22 protein-coding genes are annotated in these 16,465 nt (G+C 71.1%); 15 read left to right on the forward strand and 7 right to left on the reverse strand.

Annotation, left to right across the window (positions count from 1 at the left end; genetic code table 11):
- Positions 1–42 precede the first annotated feature (42 nt).
- Positions 43–834, forward strand: a complete 792-nt coding sequence (locus LDL48_RS12365) for an NUDIX hydrolase (protein WP_225255443.1) — start codon at positions 43–45, stop codon at positions 832–834.
- Here the strand turns inward: LDL48_RS12365 and pstB are convergent.
- From pstB to LDL48_RS12395, 6 genes are all read right to left on the reverse strand, one after another.
- Positions 810–1,586, reverse strand: a complete 777-nt coding sequence (gene pstB, locus LDL48_RS12370; RefSeq protein WP_225255212.1) for a phosphate ABC transporter ATP-binding protein PstB — start codon at positions 1,584–1,586, stop codon at positions 810–812. The two genes, LDL48_RS12365 and pstB, sit on opposite strands and share 25 nt — an antisense overlap.
- 12 nt (positions 1,587–1,598) lie before the next feature.
- Positions 1,599–2,684, reverse strand: a complete 1,086-nt coding sequence (gene pstA / locus LDL48_RS12375; protein ID WP_225255213.1) for a phosphate ABC transporter permease PstA — start codon at positions 2,682–2,684, stop codon at positions 1,599–1,601.
- Positions 2,681–3,751, reverse strand: a complete 1,071-nt coding sequence (gene pstC / locus LDL48_RS12380; RefSeq protein WP_225255214.1) for a phosphate ABC transporter permease subunit PstC — start codon at positions 3,749–3,751, stop codon at positions 2,681–2,683. The genes pstA and pstC overlap by 4 nt, the downstream gene beginning before the upstream one ends.
- Before the next feature lie 38 nt (positions 3,752–3,789).
- Positions 3,790–4,884: a phosphate ABC transporter substrate-binding protein PstS gene (gene pstS / locus LDL48_RS12385; protein ID WP_225255215.1), complete on the reverse strand. Its 1,095-nt coding sequence runs from the start codon at positions 4,882–4,884 to the stop codon at positions 3,790–3,792.
- A 182-nt stretch (positions 4,885–5,066) separates the two neighbouring features.
- On the reverse strand, positions 5,067–5,972 hold the full coding sequence (gene mshD, locus LDL48_RS12390; protein WP_225255216.1) for a mycothiol synthase: 906 nt from the start codon (positions 5,970–5,972) through the stop codon (positions 5,067–5,069).
- Between the two features lie 15 nt (positions 5,973–5,987).
- Positions 5,988–6,710: a winged helix-turn-helix transcriptional regulator gene (locus LDL48_RS12395; RefSeq protein WP_225255217.1), complete on the reverse strand. Its 723-nt coding sequence runs from the start codon at positions 6,708–6,710 to the stop codon at positions 5,988–5,990.
- 279 nt (positions 6,711–6,989) lie between these two features.
- Between LDL48_RS12395 and LDL48_RS12400 the strand changes: the two genes are divergently transcribed.
- The 8 genes from LDL48_RS12400 (at position 6,990) to LDL48_RS12430 (ending at position 11,954) form a co-directional block, all read left to right on the forward strand.
- Positions 6,990–8,012 (forward strand): hypothetical protein, encoded by a 1,023-nt coding sequence (locus LDL48_RS12400; RefSeq protein WP_225255218.1) that lies wholly within the window; start codon positions 6,990–6,992, stop codon positions 8,010–8,012.
- A 62-nt stretch (positions 8,013–8,074) separates the two neighbouring features.
- Entirely contained in the window at positions 8,075–8,869 is a 795-nt protein-coding gene (locus LDL48_RS12405) for an LmeA family phospholipid-binding protein (RefSeq protein ID WP_225255219.1), read from the forward strand.
- 84 nt (positions 8,870–8,953) lie between these two features.
- Complete coding sequence (locus tag LDL48_RS45015; protein WP_322790998.1) at positions 8,954–9,031, forward strand: Ms5788A family Cys-rich leader peptide; 78 nt, start codon at positions 8,954–8,956, stop codon at positions 9,029–9,031.
- A gap of 145 nt (positions 9,032–9,176) precedes the next feature.
- On the forward strand, positions 9,177–10,025 hold the full coding sequence (locus LDL48_RS12410; RefSeq protein ID WP_225255220.1) for a sulfurtransferase: 849 nt from the start codon (positions 9,177–9,179) through the stop codon (positions 10,023–10,025).
- A 2-nt stretch (positions 10,026–10,027) separates the two neighbouring features.
- Positions 10,028–10,354 (forward strand): DUF1416 domain-containing protein, encoded by a 327-nt coding sequence (locus tag LDL48_RS12415; RefSeq protein WP_225255221.1) that lies wholly within the window; start codon positions 10,028–10,030, stop codon positions 10,352–10,354.
- A gap of 155 nt (positions 10,355–10,509) precedes the next feature.
- Positions 10,510–10,743 (forward strand): hypothetical protein, encoded by a 234-nt coding sequence (locus LDL48_RS12420; protein ID WP_225255222.1) that lies wholly within the window; start codon positions 10,510–10,512, stop codon positions 10,741–10,743.
- On the forward strand, positions 10,740–11,042 hold the full coding sequence (locus LDL48_RS12425) for a type II toxin-antitoxin system PemK/MazF family toxin (RefSeq protein ID WP_225255223.1): 303 nt from the start codon (positions 10,740–10,742) through the stop codon (positions 11,040–11,042). Before LDL48_RS12420 ends, LDL48_RS12425 begins: the two co-directional genes overlap by 4 nt.
- Before the next feature lie 36 nt (positions 11,043–11,078).
- The gene (locus tag LDL48_RS12430; RefSeq protein ID WP_225255224.1) at positions 11,079–11,954 is read left to right on the forward strand and encodes a hypothetical protein; all 876 of its coding nucleotides are present in this window, start codon (positions 11,079–11,081) and stop codon (positions 11,952–11,954) included.
- Positions 11,955–12,059: 105 nt separating this feature from the next.
- On the opposite strand, the gene LDL48_RS12435 is transcribed toward LDL48_RS12430, so the two are convergent.
- Positions 12,060–12,422, reverse strand: a complete 363-nt coding sequence (locus tag LDL48_RS12435; RefSeq protein ID WP_225255225.1) for a DsrE family protein — start codon at positions 12,420–12,422, stop codon at positions 12,060–12,062.
- A 25-nt stretch (positions 12,423–12,447) separates the two neighbouring features.
- On the opposite strand from LDL48_RS12435, the gene mtfM reads away from it, so the two are divergent.
- From mtfM to LDL48_RS12460, 6 genes are all read left to right on the forward strand, one after another.
- Positions 12,448–12,552 (forward strand): small membrane protein MtfM, encoded by a 105-nt coding sequence (gene mtfM / locus LDL48_RS44190; protein ID WP_272493039.1) that lies wholly within the window; start codon positions 12,448–12,450, stop codon positions 12,550–12,552.
- Positions 12,549–13,148, forward strand: a complete 600-nt coding sequence (locus LDL48_RS12440; RefSeq protein ID WP_225255226.1) for a heme-binding beta-barrel domain-containing protein — start codon at positions 12,549–12,551, stop codon at positions 13,146–13,148. The genes mtfM and LDL48_RS12440 overlap by 4 nt, the downstream gene beginning before the upstream one ends.
- A 63-nt stretch (positions 13,149–13,211) precedes the next feature.
- Positions 13,212–13,610, forward strand: a complete 399-nt coding sequence (locus LDL48_RS12445) for a Fur family transcriptional regulator (protein WP_225255227.1) — start codon at positions 13,212–13,214, stop codon at positions 13,608–13,610.
- A complete protein-coding gene (ygfZ, locus tag LDL48_RS12450) occupies positions 13,607–14,647 on the forward strand; it encodes a CAF17-like 4Fe-4S cluster assembly/insertion protein YgfZ (RefSeq protein WP_225255228.1) in 1,041 nt (346 codons plus the stop codon). Before LDL48_RS12445 ends, ygfZ begins: the two co-directional genes overlap by 4 nt.
- A 27-nt stretch (positions 14,648–14,674) precedes the next feature.
- Positions 14,675–15,523, forward strand: a complete 849-nt coding sequence (locus LDL48_RS12455) for a beta-keto acid cleavage family enzyme (protein ID WP_225255229.1) — start codon at positions 14,675–14,677, stop codon at positions 15,521–15,523.
- Positions 15,520–16,443 carry an asparaginase gene (locus LDL48_RS12460; RefSeq protein ID WP_225255230.1) on the forward strand — a complete coding sequence of 308 codons (924 nt, stop codon included), beginning with the start codon at positions 15,520–15,522 and terminating at the stop codon, positions 16,441–16,443. The genes LDL48_RS12455 and LDL48_RS12460 overlap by 4 nt, the downstream gene beginning before the upstream one ends.
- Positions 16,444–16,465: the final 22 nt, after the last annotated feature.

Below are 16,465 nucleotides of genomic sequence, written 5' to 3' on the forward strand. Positions count from 1 at the left end.
GGAGGGTGGTCCGGTGGCAGGATCGGGGCTGTGACCGACCCGATGCCGCTGCGATTGCCGCCGGCCATGGTGCAGAGAGCCCGGGAATTCGACGGTACGCCGGCCCCGGCGCGTCCCGCCGCCACCGTGGTGCTGCTGCGCCCGGCGGATCCTGGCTTCGAGGTGTACGTGCTGCGCCGGGTGACCGGCATGGTGTTCGGCGGCGTGTACGCGTTCCCGGGCGGCGGCGTCGACCCCACCGACCGCCCGACGACCGTGCGTACCGACTGGCCGGACCGTCTCGGGGTGCCGGACGAACCGGCCCGTGCCGTGGTTGGCGCGGCCGCCCGGGAACTGTTCGAGGAGGCGGGTGTCCTGCTGGCCGGCGACGAGCAGCGCACCGCCGGCGACGTCAGCGGCCCGGACTGGGAGGCGGACCGGCTCGCCGTGCAGAGCCGTGCGCTGACCCTGACGCAGCTGCTCGAACGGCGCGGCCTTCGGCTGCGCGACGACCTGCTGCTGCCCTGGGCCCGCTGGGTGACGCCGGAGTTCGAGCCGCGGCGCTTCGACACCTGGTTCTTCGTCGCGCTGCTGCCGGCCGCGCAGACCGCGCGTGACGTGTCCGGCGAGGCCGACCGGACCGCCTGGGTCCGCCCGGCCGAGGCGGACGGCCTGGCCATGCTGCCGCCGACCCGTTCCACGCTGCGGGACCTGTCCGGGTACGCGGACGTCGCGGACGTGGTGGCGGCGTCCGCACAGCGCAACGCCGCCGCCCCGGTCGAGCCCCGGGTGGAGCTGACCGGCGACGGCGGCGCCGTGTTGTGGATCGATCAGCCGAAGCGGCCGGTGATGTAGTCCTCGGTCTTCTTCTCGGTCGGGTTGCTGAAGATCTTCTGCGTGTCGTCGTACTCGATCAGCCGGCCGGGCTCGCCGGTCTTGTCGATCGAGAAGAACCCGGTCCGGTCGCTGACCCGCGCCGCCTGCTGCATGTTGTGCGTGACGATGATGATCGTGAAGCGGTCCTTCAGCTTGAACATCAGGTCCTCGATCGCCAGCGTGGAGATCGGGTCCAGCGCCGAGCAGGGCTCGTCCATCAGCACCACCTGCGGCTCGACCGCGATGGTACGGGCGATGCAGAGCCGCTGCTGCTGACCGCCGGACAGGCCGGCACCGGGCCGGTTGAGCCGGTCCTTGACCTCGTCCCACAGGTTCGCCGCCTTGAGCGACCGCTCCGCCGCGTCGTCCAGCAGCGACTTCTTCTTGACGCCGTTGAGCTTGAGCCCGGCCACCACGTTCTCGTAGATGCTCATGGTGGGGAACGGGTTGGGCCGCTGGAAGACCATGCCGATCATCCGGCGGACCGCGGTGACGTCCACGTCCGAGTCGTAGATGTTCTGGTCGTCGATGGTCAGCCGGCCCTCGATCCGGGCGCCCGGCAGCACCTCGTGCATGCGGTTGATGGACCGCAGGAACGTCGACTTGCCGCAGCCCGACGGACCGATCAGCGCGGTGATCGTCTTCGGCTCGACGGTCATCGAGATGCCGTCGATCGCCTTGAACGAGCCGTAGTAGGACGAGACGTTGCTCGCCTCGATGCGCTTCGCCATGGGAGACACCTCTTATCGTGACAGCTGGTTGCGGCGGGCGAGCAGTTTGGCGGCGATCGTCAGCACCAGGACCAGGACGACCAGCGTCAGTGCTGCCGTCCAGGCGCGGGCCGGCGCGTACCGGGACGCGTCTCCCGCCTGCTGGTAGACGTACAGGGCCAGGGACGACTGGGGGCCGCCGAACGGGTCCATGTTGATCGCGGCGGCGCCGCCGGCCACCAGCAGGACCGGCGCGGTCTCGCCGGCGGCCCGGGCGACCGCGAGCATGATGCCGGTGACGATGCCGGGCAGGGCGGTCGGCAGGACCACCCGGAGGATGGTCTTCCACTGCGGTACGCCGAGCGCGTAGGCGCCCTCCCGGAGCGGGCCGGGCACCAGGCGCAGCATCTCCTCGGTGGACCGGACGATGGTGGGCAGCATGAGGACGGTCAGCGCCAGCGACGCCGCGAACCCGGAGAACCGCGGCGTGCCGTTGTTGAACCAGGGGCTGACGATCAGCACCCAGAACGCCAGCACGAACAGGCCGGCCACGATCGACGGGATGCCGGTCATCACGTCGACGAAGAACCGGACCGTGAGCGCGAACCGGCCCCGGCCGTACTCGACCAGGTAGATCGCACCGAGCACGCCGAGCGGTACGGCCATCAGCGTGGCGAGCCCGACCTGCTCCAGCGTGCCGATGATGGCGTGGTACGCGCCGCCCATCGGGTCCCGGGCGCCGATGTTGTTCATCGAGGTGCTGAAGAAGTTGCCGTCCAGCCGCTCGACGCCCTTGGAGATCAGCGTCCACACCACCGAGGCCAGCGGCAGGATCGCCAGCAGGCAGGCGGAGTAGATCAGTGCCTTCCAGATCCGGTCCCGGGCGGCGCGCCGGCCCTCCACCTGGGACGCGGCCGCGTACAGCCCGACCAGGTACAGCGCCGCGGCGACCACGATCACCAGGACCCAGTTGCCGATGCCGGCGCCGAGCACGATGGCCGCCGACAGCAGGACCGCGAGCACCGCGACCCCGATGTTGACGACGACGGACAGCTTGCGCGCCCGGATGTTGTCCGGCGTCATCCCGACGCCCGTGGGAGTCTTTTCCAAGAGGCTCATGCGGCACTGTCCCGGAACTCGCGGCGGCGGTAGATGATCGCCCGCGCGGCCATGTTGACCACCAGGGTGATGGCGAAGAGCACCAGGCCGGAGGCGATCAGGGCGCCGCGGCCGGTGGCGTTCGCCTCGCCGAAGGTGTTGGCGATGTTGGCGGCGATGCTGTTGCCGCCGTTCTCGATCACGTTGAACGAGATCTCGAAGACCGTGCCGAGCGTCAGCGCCAGCGCGATGGTCTCGCCGAGTGCGCGACCGAGGCCGAGCATCACCGCGGCGATCACGCCGGGCTTGCCGTACGGCAGGACCGTGGTGCGGATCATCTCCCACTTGGTGGCGCCCAGGGCCAGCGCCGCCTCCTCGTTCATCGCCGGGGTCTGCTGGAAGACCTCCCGGGACAGCGAGGTGACGATCGGCAGCACCATGATGGCCAGGACCAGGCTGCCGAGCAGGATGGACCGCCCGAACGGGCCGTCACCGCCGAAGATCGGCACCCAGCCGAAGTACGTGTTGAGCCACACCGAGAAGTCCCGGACCGGGTTCAGGAACACGTCCCGGCCCCACAGACCGAAGACCACACTGGGTACGGCGGCGAGCAGGTCGATGACGAAGCCGAGCGGGGTGGCCAGCCGCTTCGGCGCGTAGTGCGACAGGAACAGCGCGATGCCGAGCGCGATCGGCACCGCCACCAGCAGCGCGATGACCGAGGTGAGCACGGTGCCGAACGCCAGCGCCGCGATGCCGAATTTGGGCTCCGCGTCGTTGGGGAACCACGTCTTGTAGGAGAGGAAGTTCTCCGTGTTGGCGTTGAGCGCCGGCACCGCCTTCGAGACCAGGAAGATCGCGATGGCGATGATGATGACCAGCACCATCGCGCCGGCCGCCGTGCTCAGGCCGCGGAAACCGGTCTCCATGGAGAACCGCGCCTTACGCGGCAGACCACCGCCGCCGCCCAGGGGCGGTCCGTCGAGGGGGGTCGGCGGTACGCCGCCACCGGCGGCCCGGGAGTGACTCGTGGTCACTACCGGGCCGCCGGCGTTGGCGTCCGCCGAGCGGGAAGGGTCATCGCCCATCGGCTCGCTCGCTGTCGTCTAGAGGGGTCGGGAGAATCTCAGGAGATGGACGCGACCGAGGTCTCGACCTTGGCGCGGACCGTCTCCGGCAGCGGGGCGTAGCCCAGCTCGCCCAGCTCCTGCTGGCCCGCGGTGCTGGCGGTGTAGGTCAGGAAGCCCTTGATCGCGGCGGCCTTCGGGCTGCCCTTGCTGCAGGCGATCTCGTACGTCACCAGGACGATCGGGTACGCGCCCGGCTCCTTGGTGAGGTAGTCGATCTCCATCTTCAGGTCGTTGCCGGTACCGGTGACCTTGGCGCCGGCGATGGTCTTGCCGGCGCTCTCGCCGGTCAGCTCGGTGAACTCGCCCGCGCCGTTCTTGATCTTCGCCTTCTTCAGTTCGCTGTTCTCGGCGAACGACAGCTCGACGTAGGAGATGGTGCCCGGGGTGCTCTTCACCTGGGTGGCGACGCCGTCCGACTTGGCCGCGCCGGTGCCGCCCGGTGCCTTCCACGCCTTGGCGTTGCCGAACGTCCAGACGCTCTCGGCGGTCTTGCTGAGGAACTTGGTGAAGTTGTCCGTGGTGCCGGACTCGTCCGAGCGGTGCACGGTCTGGATCGGGGTGGCGGGCAGCTTCGCGCCACTGTTCTCGGCCGCGATGGCGGCGTCGTTCCACTTGGTGATCTTGCCAGCGAAGATGCCGGCCAGGGTGGCGGGCGAGAGCTGGAGGTTGTCGACGCCGTCGACGTTGTAGACCACGGCGATCGGGCCGATCACCATCGGGAGGTTCAGCGCCTGGCCGCCGGCGCACTTGGCGTCGGCCTGCGGCTGCTCGTCCTCCTTCAGGGCGGAGTCGGAACCGGCGAAGTCGGCCGTACCGCTGATGAACGCCTCGATGCCGGCGCCGGAGCCGGTGCCGTTGTAGTTGATTTTGGCGTCCGAGCACTGGCCCTGGTACGCCTTGATCCACTCGTCCATCGCGTTCTTCTGCGCGGTGGAACCCTGTGCCTGGAGATCGCCGGCCACGCACGAGGCGTTGCCGGTGGAGGCGCCGCCGGCGGACGACGGGGCCTCGTTATCGGAGCCGCACGCGGTTACCGCGAGAAGCGCGGTCAAAGCAATGCCGGCCGCGTAACCGGACCGCTGGAGCTTCACAGTTTTCCCTTCGGGTGGATGCGCGCCGGTCTCTCACCGGCTTCACCCGAAAGCTAAGAGGGCCAGGTGACTTGCTTCCCGGGCACAAATGAACGAGGGGTGAACACGTCGGCCCCAAAAGGTGGCCAATGACCGAGGATGGGTTGTCCGTTACGTGAACCGACGGACGTGTTGGCTGGTTGTCAGCCCGCGCGCTGATAGGAGACGTCGGCCGCGAAGACCTCGAAACCCAGCCGCCGGTACAACGCCACGGCGGCGGTGTTCGACTCGTCGGCGTAGAGCGTCACCCGGGTCAGCCCGAGCCCGGCGAGGTGCCGCAGGCCGGCCACGCTGAGCGCCGCGCCCAGCCCGCGCCGGTGACCGCCCGGGTCGACCCCGAGCACATAGATCTCACCGACGGCCGGCTCGTCGCCCTGCGCCGGATGCACCTTGGTCCAGTGGAAGCCCAGCACCGTGTCCTGGATGTCCACGGCGAGCAGGAAGCCGGCCGGATCGAACCACGGCTCGGCCTCCCGCATCTCCAGGTCTCGCCGGGTCCACCGGCCCTGCTCGGGATGATCGGCGAAGGCCCGGGCGTTCACCCCGAGCCAGGCCGCCTCGTCGTGCCCGGGCCGGAAGTGGCGCAGCGTCACGCCGTCGGGCAGGGGCGCGTCGGGCAGGTCGGCGAGCGGGCGGTGCATCTGCCACAGCACCCGGGTGCGGGCGAATCCGTGCCGGCTCGCGAACGCCTGGGCGGCCGGGTCGTCGCCGTGCGCCCAGAAGCGCGCCGGTCCGGGACCGGCGGCGGCGAGCAGTGCGGTGCCGTGGCCGCGTCGCCGGTGGCCGGGATGCACCACCAGCTCGCCGGACGGCAGCTGCGAATCGGTGTGGTCCAGGAACGCGTAACCGGTCAGACTGTCCCCGGTGCGGGCCAGATGGTGCCGGGCGTCCGGGTCGCCCGCGCCCGCCGCGCGCAGGCGCAGCACGACGTCCTCGGACAGCGGGTACTGGCCGTCGGCCCGCCCGGCCGCGTCGGCCAGGGCGAGGACCTCAGCGATCTCGTCGGCGGTGAGCCGGTCCGTGGACCGGACCGGCTGTACCGACGTCATGGATGGGTGGCCGGCTCAGACCGGCAGCGAGACGGGCTCGTTGTCCGGCAGCTGGCGGCCGGTGGGCGGCACCACGAACTTGTAGCCCACCTGGCGCACGGTGCCGATCATCGATTCGTACTCGGAGCCGAGCTTGGCGCGCAGCCGCCGCACGTGCACGTCCACGGTGCGGGTGCCGCCGAAGTAGTCGTAGCCCCAGACCTCACGCAGCAGCTGGTCCCGGGTGAACACCCGGCCGGGGTGCTGGGCGAGGAACTTGAGCAGCTCGAACTCCTTGTAGGTGAGGTCGAGCGGGCGGCCCTTGAGCTTCGCCGCGTAGGTGTCCGGGTCGATGTTCAGCTCGCCGGCCCGGATCGAGCCGCCGGCACCGGCCGTCGCGTTGCTGATCCGTCCGACGCACAGCCGCAGCCGGGCCTCGACCTCGGCCGGACCGGCGCTGGCCAGGATGACGTCGTCGACACCCCAGTCGGCGTTGAGTGCGATCAGGCCGGCCTCGGTGACCACCGCGATCAGCGGAACGCCGATGCCGGTGGCGTGCAGCATCCGGCAGGTCGCCCGCGCCTCGGACAGCTCCGAGCGGGCGTCCACCATGACGGCGTCGGGGCTCGGCCCGGACACCAGGGTGCGCACGTCACGCGGTGCGGTGCGAACGGAGTGGGGCAGCAGGTCCAGCGCGGGAAGCACGGCGGACGGTTCGCCGGCACGTGCCGTCACCAACAGGAGGATTTCCACACTCACCTCGATCCTCGCGGCTCAGGGCCGCTCAGGTGACCCGGCGCGCAGCTCATGACCGCACCCCGGAGGAGGACTGGTCCCGGCGTCACCGACGGGTGGGCTGGGGATACCTTAACCGATGCATCACCTGGTGGACCCCGCCCGGATCACCAAGTGATGTGGTGAACGCCTCGGAGGTGACCGAACGGTGGAACGGTAACCAGCCTTTCACCCGAGAGACTTCAGCCGTCCCGGGCGGCCGCGATGCGGGTTTCCTTCGCGTCGTCTGGCACCATCGCAGGCGTGTTCCCCTCCATGCCGCAGGACGGCGACCGCGACGCGTGGGATGCCGACCCGTCCCGCGAGACCGCCCGGTCCGGATCGCGGTCCTCGTCCGGCTTCTACGCCGGCGCGCCGCAGTCGGAGTCCGGCGTGATCAGCGGCTCCACCGGGCCGGACGGCGAGGACGGGGACTCCGACGACTTCGAGATCCCGGAAGTCCCGGTACGCCGCCAGTTGTCGGTGGCCATCGCCGGGTTCGCCGCGTTGCTCGGCGTCGGCCTGATCCTGGGGGCGCAGACGTCCGGTCCGGACGCGCGGACCCCGTACGCCATCGTGATCTTCGGGGTGCAGATCCTCTTCGTCCTGGCCTGGACGATGGCGATGCGCCCGCCCGCCCCCGGCCTGGTGGCCGGCCTCGCCGTGGTCGCCGGCGTGCTCGCCGACTACCTGGCGGTGACCACCGACCCGCCGCGCCTGCTGCCGATGATCGTGCTGGTGCTGGTCGCCACCGGGCTGGCCGTCGGTGCGCAGTTCGCGATGCGGACCAACCGGCTCCGCGTCCGCGACGCGCTCGCCACCACCGTCCTGATCATCTCCGGCGTGGTGGCGTTCGCCGCGCTGATCGCGCTGACCCGCAAGCCGGTCGGCACCCAGGCGGTGCTGGTCTGCCTGTCCGCCACCGCGCTGGCCCTGACGATCGCCCGGCTGACCGACGCGGTGTTCCCCCGGCCGCGAATCGCGCCCCAGGTGGCGCGCGGTGCGACCGGGGTGATCCTGGGCGCCATGCTCGGCACCCTGGGCGCCGCGGTCCTGGGCAGCGTGCTGGTGCTGCCGTTCACCCCGGCCAAGGGCGCGGTGCTGGGCCTGGTGGCGGCCGGCATCGCGGTCCTGGTCGACCTGGCCGTCAACTTCAGCGAGGCGGGCCGCAACATGGCCGGTGCGGCACCGACGTTCTGGCTGGCCCGGCACATGCAGGGTCCGCTCGGTGCGTTCGCGCTGGTCGCGCCGGTGGCGTACGCGCTCACCGTGTTCTTCCTGTCCTGAGCGTTTCGTGAGCCGGTCGATGCGGGCATGTACGATGCCCGACCCAGCCAAGGAGGACCCGCGTGGCCGAGGTGTATGAGCAGGGGCGACGTCCGCGCCGGCGATGGGGGCGGCGGCTGCTGATCACTCTGCTCGTGCTGCTCGTCGTGCTCGGTGTCATCCTCGTCGTCCTGGACCGGTTCGCCGTCTCCTACGCCGAGCGGGTGATCGGTGACCGCGTCGCTCAGCAGGTCGCCGATCAGAAGGCCACCGCGGCGGAACCCGAGGTGATCATCGAGGGCGTGCCGTTCCTGACCCAGGTGGTCGGCGGCGAGTACCAGGAGATCAAGATCGCGCTGCGGAACTTCTCCGGGCCGACCGGCGACGGGCGCACCATCGAACTGCCGCTGCTCGACATCCGGGCGCAGGACGTCAACGCCCCGCTGAACACGCTGCGCACCGGGCAGGGCGACGTGGTCGCCGCCACGGTCACCGGCGCCGCCACGGTGGACTACGCGGCCCTGGCCGAACTCACCGAGCGGGAGGGCGTGCAGCTCGCCGAGAAGGACGGCAAGCTGGCCGTCACCGCGCCGCTCAAGGTGGGCAACCAGGAGGTGACGGTGAACGGTACGGCGGACCTGACGATCGCCGAGGGCAACGTGGTCCGGGTCCGTTTCGACCAGGTAACCGCGGAGGGCCTGCCGAACAACCCGCTGGTCCGCAACCTGCTGAACAACTACGCCCGGCAGATCTCGGTGAACATCGCGGTTCCGGAGCTGCCGCTGGACCTGGCGATCCGGAAGGTGCAGCCCACGCCCGCCGGGTTGGTCGTCACCGCCGACGCCAGGAATGTGCCGCTCAACTCCGGCGGGCTCTGACGCCCCGCGTGTGACCCCCGTCGCCGTCCCGGATGCTGGTCGGTGGTATTCCGGGGGGTGGACCCGCTGGTAAGGTCACTTCCCATGAGCCCTCTGCTCACCAAAAGGCGCGCGGTCGACCTGTGCCGCGTGGCCGCCTGCCTGTGTCGCCCTGTCATCTGACGGGGCCACTCAGCCTGCTCTTTTCTTACGCCCGGCAGTGGCGCCGTTCGCACCGAGTGATCCGTCTTTCCTGGGTTGCGCGTGCGGCGTATTCGATCCCGCGCGCTGACTCACCCCCCTCTCACCTCACCAAGGGAGTAAACCGATGAGTCGCGACTCCGCGCTCGTATCTGCCGACTGGGCCGAGAAGAACCTGGAAACCCCCGGTGTCGTCTTCGTCGAGGTCGACGAGGACACCACCGCCTACGACGGCGGGCACATTCCCGGCGCGATCAAGCTGGACTGGAAGAAGGACCTGCAGGACCCGGTCCGGCGGGACTTCGTGAACCAGGAGCAGTTCGCGCAGCTGTTGTCCGAGCGGGGCATCAGCAACGACGACACCGTGATCCTGTACGGCGGCAACAACAACTGGTTCGCGGCGTACGCGTACTGGTACTTCAAGCTGTACGGGCACGGCGACGTGAAGCTGCTCGACGGCGGCCGCAAGAAGTGGGAGCTGGACGCCCGCCCGTACAGCAAGGACCTGCCGCAGCGGGCCCGCACCAGCTACACCCCGCAGGCGCCGGACCTCTCCATCCGGGCGTTCCGCGACGAGGTGGTGCAGGCCATCGGCGCGAAGAACCTGGTCGACGTGCGCAGCCCCGACGAGTTCGCCGGGCGGCTGCTGGCCCCGGCGCACCTGCCGCAGGAGCAGTCCCAGCGCGGCGGTCACATCCCGACCGCGATCAACGTGCCGTGGAGCAAGGCGGCCAACGAGGACGGCACGTTCAAGTCCGACGAGGAACTCGCCAAGATCTACGGCGAGGCCGGCCTGGACCAGAGCAAGGACACCATCGCGTACTGCCGGATCGGTGAGCGGTCCAGCCACACCTGGTTCGTGCTCAAGGAACTGCTCGGCAAGGAGAACGTCAAGAACTACGACGGCTCCTGGACCGAGTACGGCAGCCTGATCGGCGTGCCGATCGCGCTCGGCGACGAACCCGGAAAGGCCTGATCATGACCGCTCCGAACACCGCGGCCGGCTGCGCCGCACCGGACCAGTCGGCACCGCTGCCCGCCGGCGTGGACCTCGAGAAGGAAACCGTCATCACCGGCGTCCTGCGCACCACCACCGGCGAGCCGGTCGGCGGCGGCTACGTCCGCCTGCTCGACTCGTCCGGCGAGTTCACCGCCGAGGTGGTGACGTCGCCGGAGGGCCTGTTCCGCTTCTTCGCGGCGCCGGGCCAGTGGACGCTGCGCGCTCTGTCCCGCCAGGGCAACGGCGACCTGTCGCTGGACGCCACCCGCGGCGTGAACGAGGTCGGCCTGAACGTCGCCGCCTGACCTACGCACCGACGCGAAAGGGCGGGACCCCACGGGGGTTCCGCCCTTCGTCGTATGTGGACACCGATAGTTGTCATGAGTAATCTGGTCGTGTGACTATGACGAATGGCAGTGCACAATATGAGGGGCATGTGATAGGCACTAAGCTTGTGCGCGTGCCCACCGAGCGAGTGAACCTGAGCATGGACCGGACCGCGCTGAGTGCCGCCCGGGCAGCAGCCCAGGCCAATGGGATGTCGTTGTCCGAGTGGTTGTCCAAGGCCGCCTGGGATCGCGCCATCTGGGAGGCGGCCCGCCACTCGGCCGAGCAGTCCCGCCGGCATCCCGACGAACTGGCCAACTGGGAAGACGAACGGCTGGACCGTCTATTCGGCGGTGACCAGGCGTGAAGCGTGGCGAGATCTGGACCGTCACCCGAGCCGGACACCAACGCTCGGTGGTGATCGTTGGCCACGACGCGGTCACCGCTGCACGCAACGCTGTCCTCGCTGTGCCGATCTCCGATGTGCAATCGCCCAATCTGATTCAGCCGGCGCTCAACGACGCCGACGGGTCCGCCATCGGCGTTGCCCTTACCGCAGGGGTGGGCGAGGTGACTAAGTCCTACCTCACCGCCCGTACCGGCACGCTCGCGGGGACGAGCGTGGAGAGCCTTAACGTGGCGCTCCGGGCCGCGCTCGACCTCTGACGCGGCACCCCACACGGGCATGCCACCATGGCTGCCGTGACCGCGCCCGGGTATCCCTACGCCGCGCCGCCGCCCGGAACGCCGGAGCCGAAGCGGCCGCGCCGCCGTCCGTGGCTCATCGCGGTCGTGGTGTCCTGGATTCTGATCGTTTCCGGCCTCGGCCTCTGGTCCGTCCGCCGCGATCCGCCCACCGTGCCCGAGCAGCGCGACCTCGCCACCGCGCTGCCGATCCTGGAACGGGCCACCGGCGCGGTGCTGTCCGCCGCCGCCGGTGACGACCGCGCCCTCGTGCTGGGCCGGCTGCAGATCTCCCGGACCTGCCGGCTCACCCCGGTGCGGGCCGGCGCCGAAGCGACCCGGGACGTCACCGTGTACCTGCCGGCCGGCCGCGCGCTGCAGATCCTGCAGCAGATCGCGGACGAGCTGCCGGCCGACTACCGCGCCGAGGCGGCCGCCAGCAGCGGCGGCCGGCGGGTGGGCCTGCTCGCGGATGCCGGCGGGTTCGTCGCGATCGACGCGGCCGCCGACGCGAACACCCAGGTGCTGACGGTACGGGCGTCGACCGGCTGCCGGCCGGCGGACGACGCGGCGGGCACCGGGCCCACCGAAGGCGTGGCACCGACGCCGCCGCCGGCGTTGCGGGCGGTGCTGGACGCCCTCGCCGTGCGCACGCGGCCGGCGGTGCGGCTGAGCGAGGTGGCCTGTCCGGACGGCGGCGCCGCGCGGACGTACACGGTGGACGATGTGCCGGCGCCGCGCGATCTCGGCCGCAGCCTGCTGCCCGCGTTGACGGACGCGACGGTGGTCCGGGCCGAGGCCGCCGGTTGGGCCTACCGGACCGGCGCCGATTCCGTCGTGATCAACATCGTCGACGCGGGCCTGCGGATCGTCGTCACCACCGCGTGCGCCTGACCGTCACCGGAACACCAGCGCGGTTGTCGGGGCGCGATACCGGCGTTGCTGTTCCACTGGAGCGCTCCACTGGAACACCGCCGTCGTAGAACGGGAACACCGCCGTCAGTAGACGACAGCCTGCGCCCCGTCCGACATGATCTCCTCGACGAACACCGCGGCGCCCGCGATGCGGATGCCGGGCAGCACGTCCTCGGGGGTGATCCCGCGCCGGGCCGCGCACTGCGTGCAGGCGGTCACCCGGCCGCTGTCCAGCAGGATGGCGAGCAGTTCCGGCAGCGGCGCGGCGTGCGGCAGCTGGAACTCCGCGGCGCGGTCCGGCAGCGCGAACCAGGTCGACTCGCCGGTCATCCAGAACGACACGTCGGCACCGGACGCGACGGCCGTACTGGCCACCGAGAAGGCCTGTGAGCAGCGTTCCGGGGCGTCCGCGCCGGCGGTGGCCTTGACGACGAGCAGTCGGGTCATGCGGTCAGCATAGGATGGACCGGTCATGGTTACCGAGATCGGATTCGTGAGCCTGCTGGTCGCCGGATTGGGCGCGCTGGCGGGCGGAGTGGGCTATCTGGCGATGCGCATGGCTAGGGGGCGCTGGTGAGCAGCGACACGGAGAATCCGCTGGGCCCGCCGCCGTGGCTGAACGCGCCGCCGGTCGAGCCGTACCCGTACGAGGACACCTACGATCTGCGCACGGGGCCCGACCTGCATCCGGCGCTGCTCGGTCTGCTGCCGTTCGTGGGCATGTGGCGCGGGCGCGGCCAGGGCGGTTTCCCCGAGCCGGAGGACTACGACTTCGCTCAGGAGATCGTCATCCGGCACGACGGGCGGCCGTTCCTGATGTACGAGTCGCGCGCCTGGCGGCTGGACGCGGAGTCCAAGCCGGCCGGTCCCGCCGTCCGGGAGCTGGGGTTCTGGCGTCCCGTGCTGGTGAACGGCCGGCCCGGTGACGAGATGGAGGCCACCATGATGACGCAGACCGGCGTCCTGGAGCTCTATCTCGGCAAGGCCACCGGCACCCGGCTGGAGATGGCCACGGATGCGATCGTCCGGTCCCCGTCCGGCGCGGAGGTCACCGGCGGGCACCGGTTGTTCGGCATCGTCGACGGCGCCCTGCTCTACGCCCACGAGATGTCCGGCAACGGGCAGGCGCTCAGCCCGCACCTGTCGGCGCGTCTGCTCCGGGTCGGTGGCTGAGCGGCCACCGCGCTGGGCCGGCCGAACTATGCTCGTACGGTGTCCGCCACATCGTTAGCCGCCATGCTCCGGGAGCGTGGACTGCGGCTCACCCCGCAGCGCCAGCTGATCCTGGAGGCGGTGCACGAGCTAGGTCACGCCACCCCCGAGCAGGTGCACCACCACGTGCGGGAACGGGTGGCCGGCGTCAACATCACCACCGTCTACCGGACCCTCGAGCTGCTCGAGGAACTCGGCCTGGTCAACCACACGCATCTGTCGCACGGGTCGCCGACCTACCACGCGGCCGGTGAGGACCAGCACGTCCATCTGGTCTGCCGGGCCTGCGGCTCGATCAGCGAGGTGGACCCGTCGGTGATGCTGCCGGTGACCGACCGGCTCCTCGACGAGCAGAGTTTCCGGGTCGACGTGGGACACGTCTCGCTGTTCGGCGAGTGCGGCAACTGCAAGGAGCTGGCATGACCACCGTGACGATCGAGGACCTGACCCCGGACTCCGCGGACGCGGGTGTCGCCGCCCACTACGGCGACCCGATGCGTGAACAGCGGTTGCTGGAGACCGCGGTCGGCCTGGTGGACCGTTCGAACCGGGACGTCGTCGCGGTGCCCGGCGAGGAACGCGCGAGCTGGCTGCACACGCTGACCACCCAGCACCTGACCGACCTGTCCCCGGGGCAGGCCAGCGAGCTGCTGGTGCTGTCGCCGCACGGGCATGTCGAGTTCCACGCGTACGTCAGCGAGGACGGCCACACCGCGTGGCTGGACACCGAGCCGGGCGCGGGCGCCGGCCTGCTGAAATACCTCGAGATGATGCGGTTCTTCACCCGGGTCGAGCCGCGTTCCGCGACCGCCGAGATGGCGGTGCTCTCGCTGGTCGGCCCGGACGCCGCCGCGGTGATCGGCGACCTGCCGGAGCCCCGGGTGGGTGCGGTGCCCGGACCGAAGTTCGCCGCCGGCTCGGTGCCGCCCGGCCCCACCGCGTTCTATCCGGTACGCGCGTTCGAGGGTGGCCTGGCGCGCCGGGTGCCGCTCGGCGTCGACCTGCTCGTGCCGCGGGAGTCGGCCGGTGCGGTGATCGACCGGCTGGGCGTGCCGAAGGCGGGACTGTGGGCGTACGAGGCGGTCCGGGTGGCCCGCCGGATTCCGCGGCTGGGCTGGGAGACCGATCACCGCACGTTGCCCGCCGAGGCGGGTTTCCTGGCGCCGGCCGTACACCTGGACAAGGGTTGTTACCGCGGCCAGGAGACCGTGGCCCGGGTGCATCACCTGGGCAAGCCGCCGCGGCGGCTGGTTCTGCTGCACCTCGACGGCGTGATGACCGACCAGCCGCCCGCGCAGGGCACGCCGGTGGTGCTGGACGGCCGCCCGGTCGGCTTCGTCGGCACCGCGGTCCGGCACCACGAGCTGGGCATGATCGCGCTGGCCGTGGTCAAGCGGAACGTCGCCGACGACGCCCGCCTGCTGGTCGGCGAGTCGGCCGCCGCCATCGATCCCGCCTGAACGAACGCTCATGGCAGGATCATGGCCATGACGACCGGGACCGTGATCACCGTTGCTCCGACCGGTGCGGAGAGCAGCAAGGCCGACGTGCCGGTTCTGCCGGTGACGCTCGACGAATTGGTGGCGACGGCCAAGGAGTGCGAGGCGCTGGGCGCCGCCATCATTCATGTGCACATCCGCGACGACGCCGCCCGCCCGACGCTGGACCAGGGCCGGTTACGGGCCACCGTGGCCGCGCTGCGCCAGGCCACCGACCTGATCGTGCAGCTCTCCTCGGGCGGCGCGGTCACCGATCCGGAGGCCGACCGGCTGGCCGTGCTGGACGCGGCCCCCGAGATGGCCTCCTGCACCATGGGTACGGTCAACTTCGGCGACGGCGTGTTCCTGAACCGCTGGGAGTTCATCGTCGACCTGCACACCCGGATGCAGGAGCGCGGCATCGTGCCGGAGTACGAGATCTTCGACCTGGGCCAGCTCACCACGCTGCAGCGGCTGCTCGGCACCTACGGGCTGCCGGCCGGCGGTCACGTCCACGTCGACCTGGTGATGGGCGTGCCCGGCGGGATGCCCGGCACCGCCGCCGCGCTGGTCGCGTGCGAACAGGCGATCCGTGACCTGCCGGACGGCACCACGTTCTCCGCGACCGGCATCGGCCGCAGCACGATCCCGGTGATGCTGGCGTCGCTGTCCACCGGCGGGCACCTGCGGGTCGGCCTGGAGGACACGCTCACCTACGCCAAGGGCCGCCCGGTCGAGTCGAACATGCAGCTGGTGGCCCGCGCGGTCGGCTTCGCGCAGCTCGCCCAGCGGCCGCCGCTCACCCCGGCCGAGACCCGCGCGCTGCTCGGCGTGCCGGCCGGATCCCCGGACCGATGATCGTCGCCGAGGTGGTGCGGTCCGGGTTCGTGGAGAGCCACCACCACGGTTCGGTGGTGGTCCTGGACGCGACCGGCGCGGTCCGGGACGCGGTGGGTGACGTCACGGACCCGATGTTTCCGCGCTCGTCGAACAAGCCGCTGCAGACGGTCGGGATGCTGCGGGCCGGGCTGGTGCCGGCGGACGAGGCGGACCTGGCGCTGATCAGCGGCAGCCACTACGCCGAGGACTTCCATGTCCGCCGGGTCCGGGCCATGCTGGCCGCGGCCGGACTGGACGCCACCGCGTTGCGCTGCCCGGAGGCGCTGCCGTTGGGCGCGGACGACCGGGCCGCGGTGCTGCGGTCCGGCGGCGGTCCGGAACCGGTCTTCATGAACTGTTCCGGCAAGCACGCGGGCATGCTCGCCACCTGTGTGGCGGCCGGCTGGCCACTGGAGTCGTACCCGGAACCGAAGCACCCGTTGCAGGTGGCGCTGGCCGACGCGGTGGCCGGGCTGGTCGCGGAGCCGATCGCCGCGACCGGCGTGGACGGCTGCGGCGCGCCGGTGTTCGCGCTGTCGCTGACCGGGCTGGCCCGGGCGTTCCTGCGCCTGGTGGACGCGGCACCGGGCACTCCGGAGCGCCGGGTGGCGGACGCCATGCGGGCGCGTCCGGAGCTGGTCGCGGGCACCGGGGTGGCCGACACCGTGCTGATGGCGGCGGTGCCCGGCCTGTTGTCCAAGGGCGGCGCGGAGGGCGTGGCGGCGGTGGCGGTGCCCGGGGTCGGCGCGGTGGCGCTGAAGATCTCCGACGGTGCCATGCGGGCCTGCCAGCCGGTGCTGGCGTCCGCGTTGCGGCGGCTGGACGTGGCGGTTCCGGTGATCGAGGAGGCGGTGCTGGGCGGCGGCCGGCCGGTCGGCACGGTGCAGGCGACCTGGTGACCTGATTCACGCTAGCTATAGT

The sequence above is a fragment of the Jidongwangia harbinensis genome (assembly GCF_020216025.1).
In the GTDB taxonomy this organism is placed as follows: domain Bacteria; phylum Actinomycetota; class Actinomycetes; order Mycobacteriales; family Micromonosporaceae; genus Actinoplanes; species Actinoplanes harbinensis.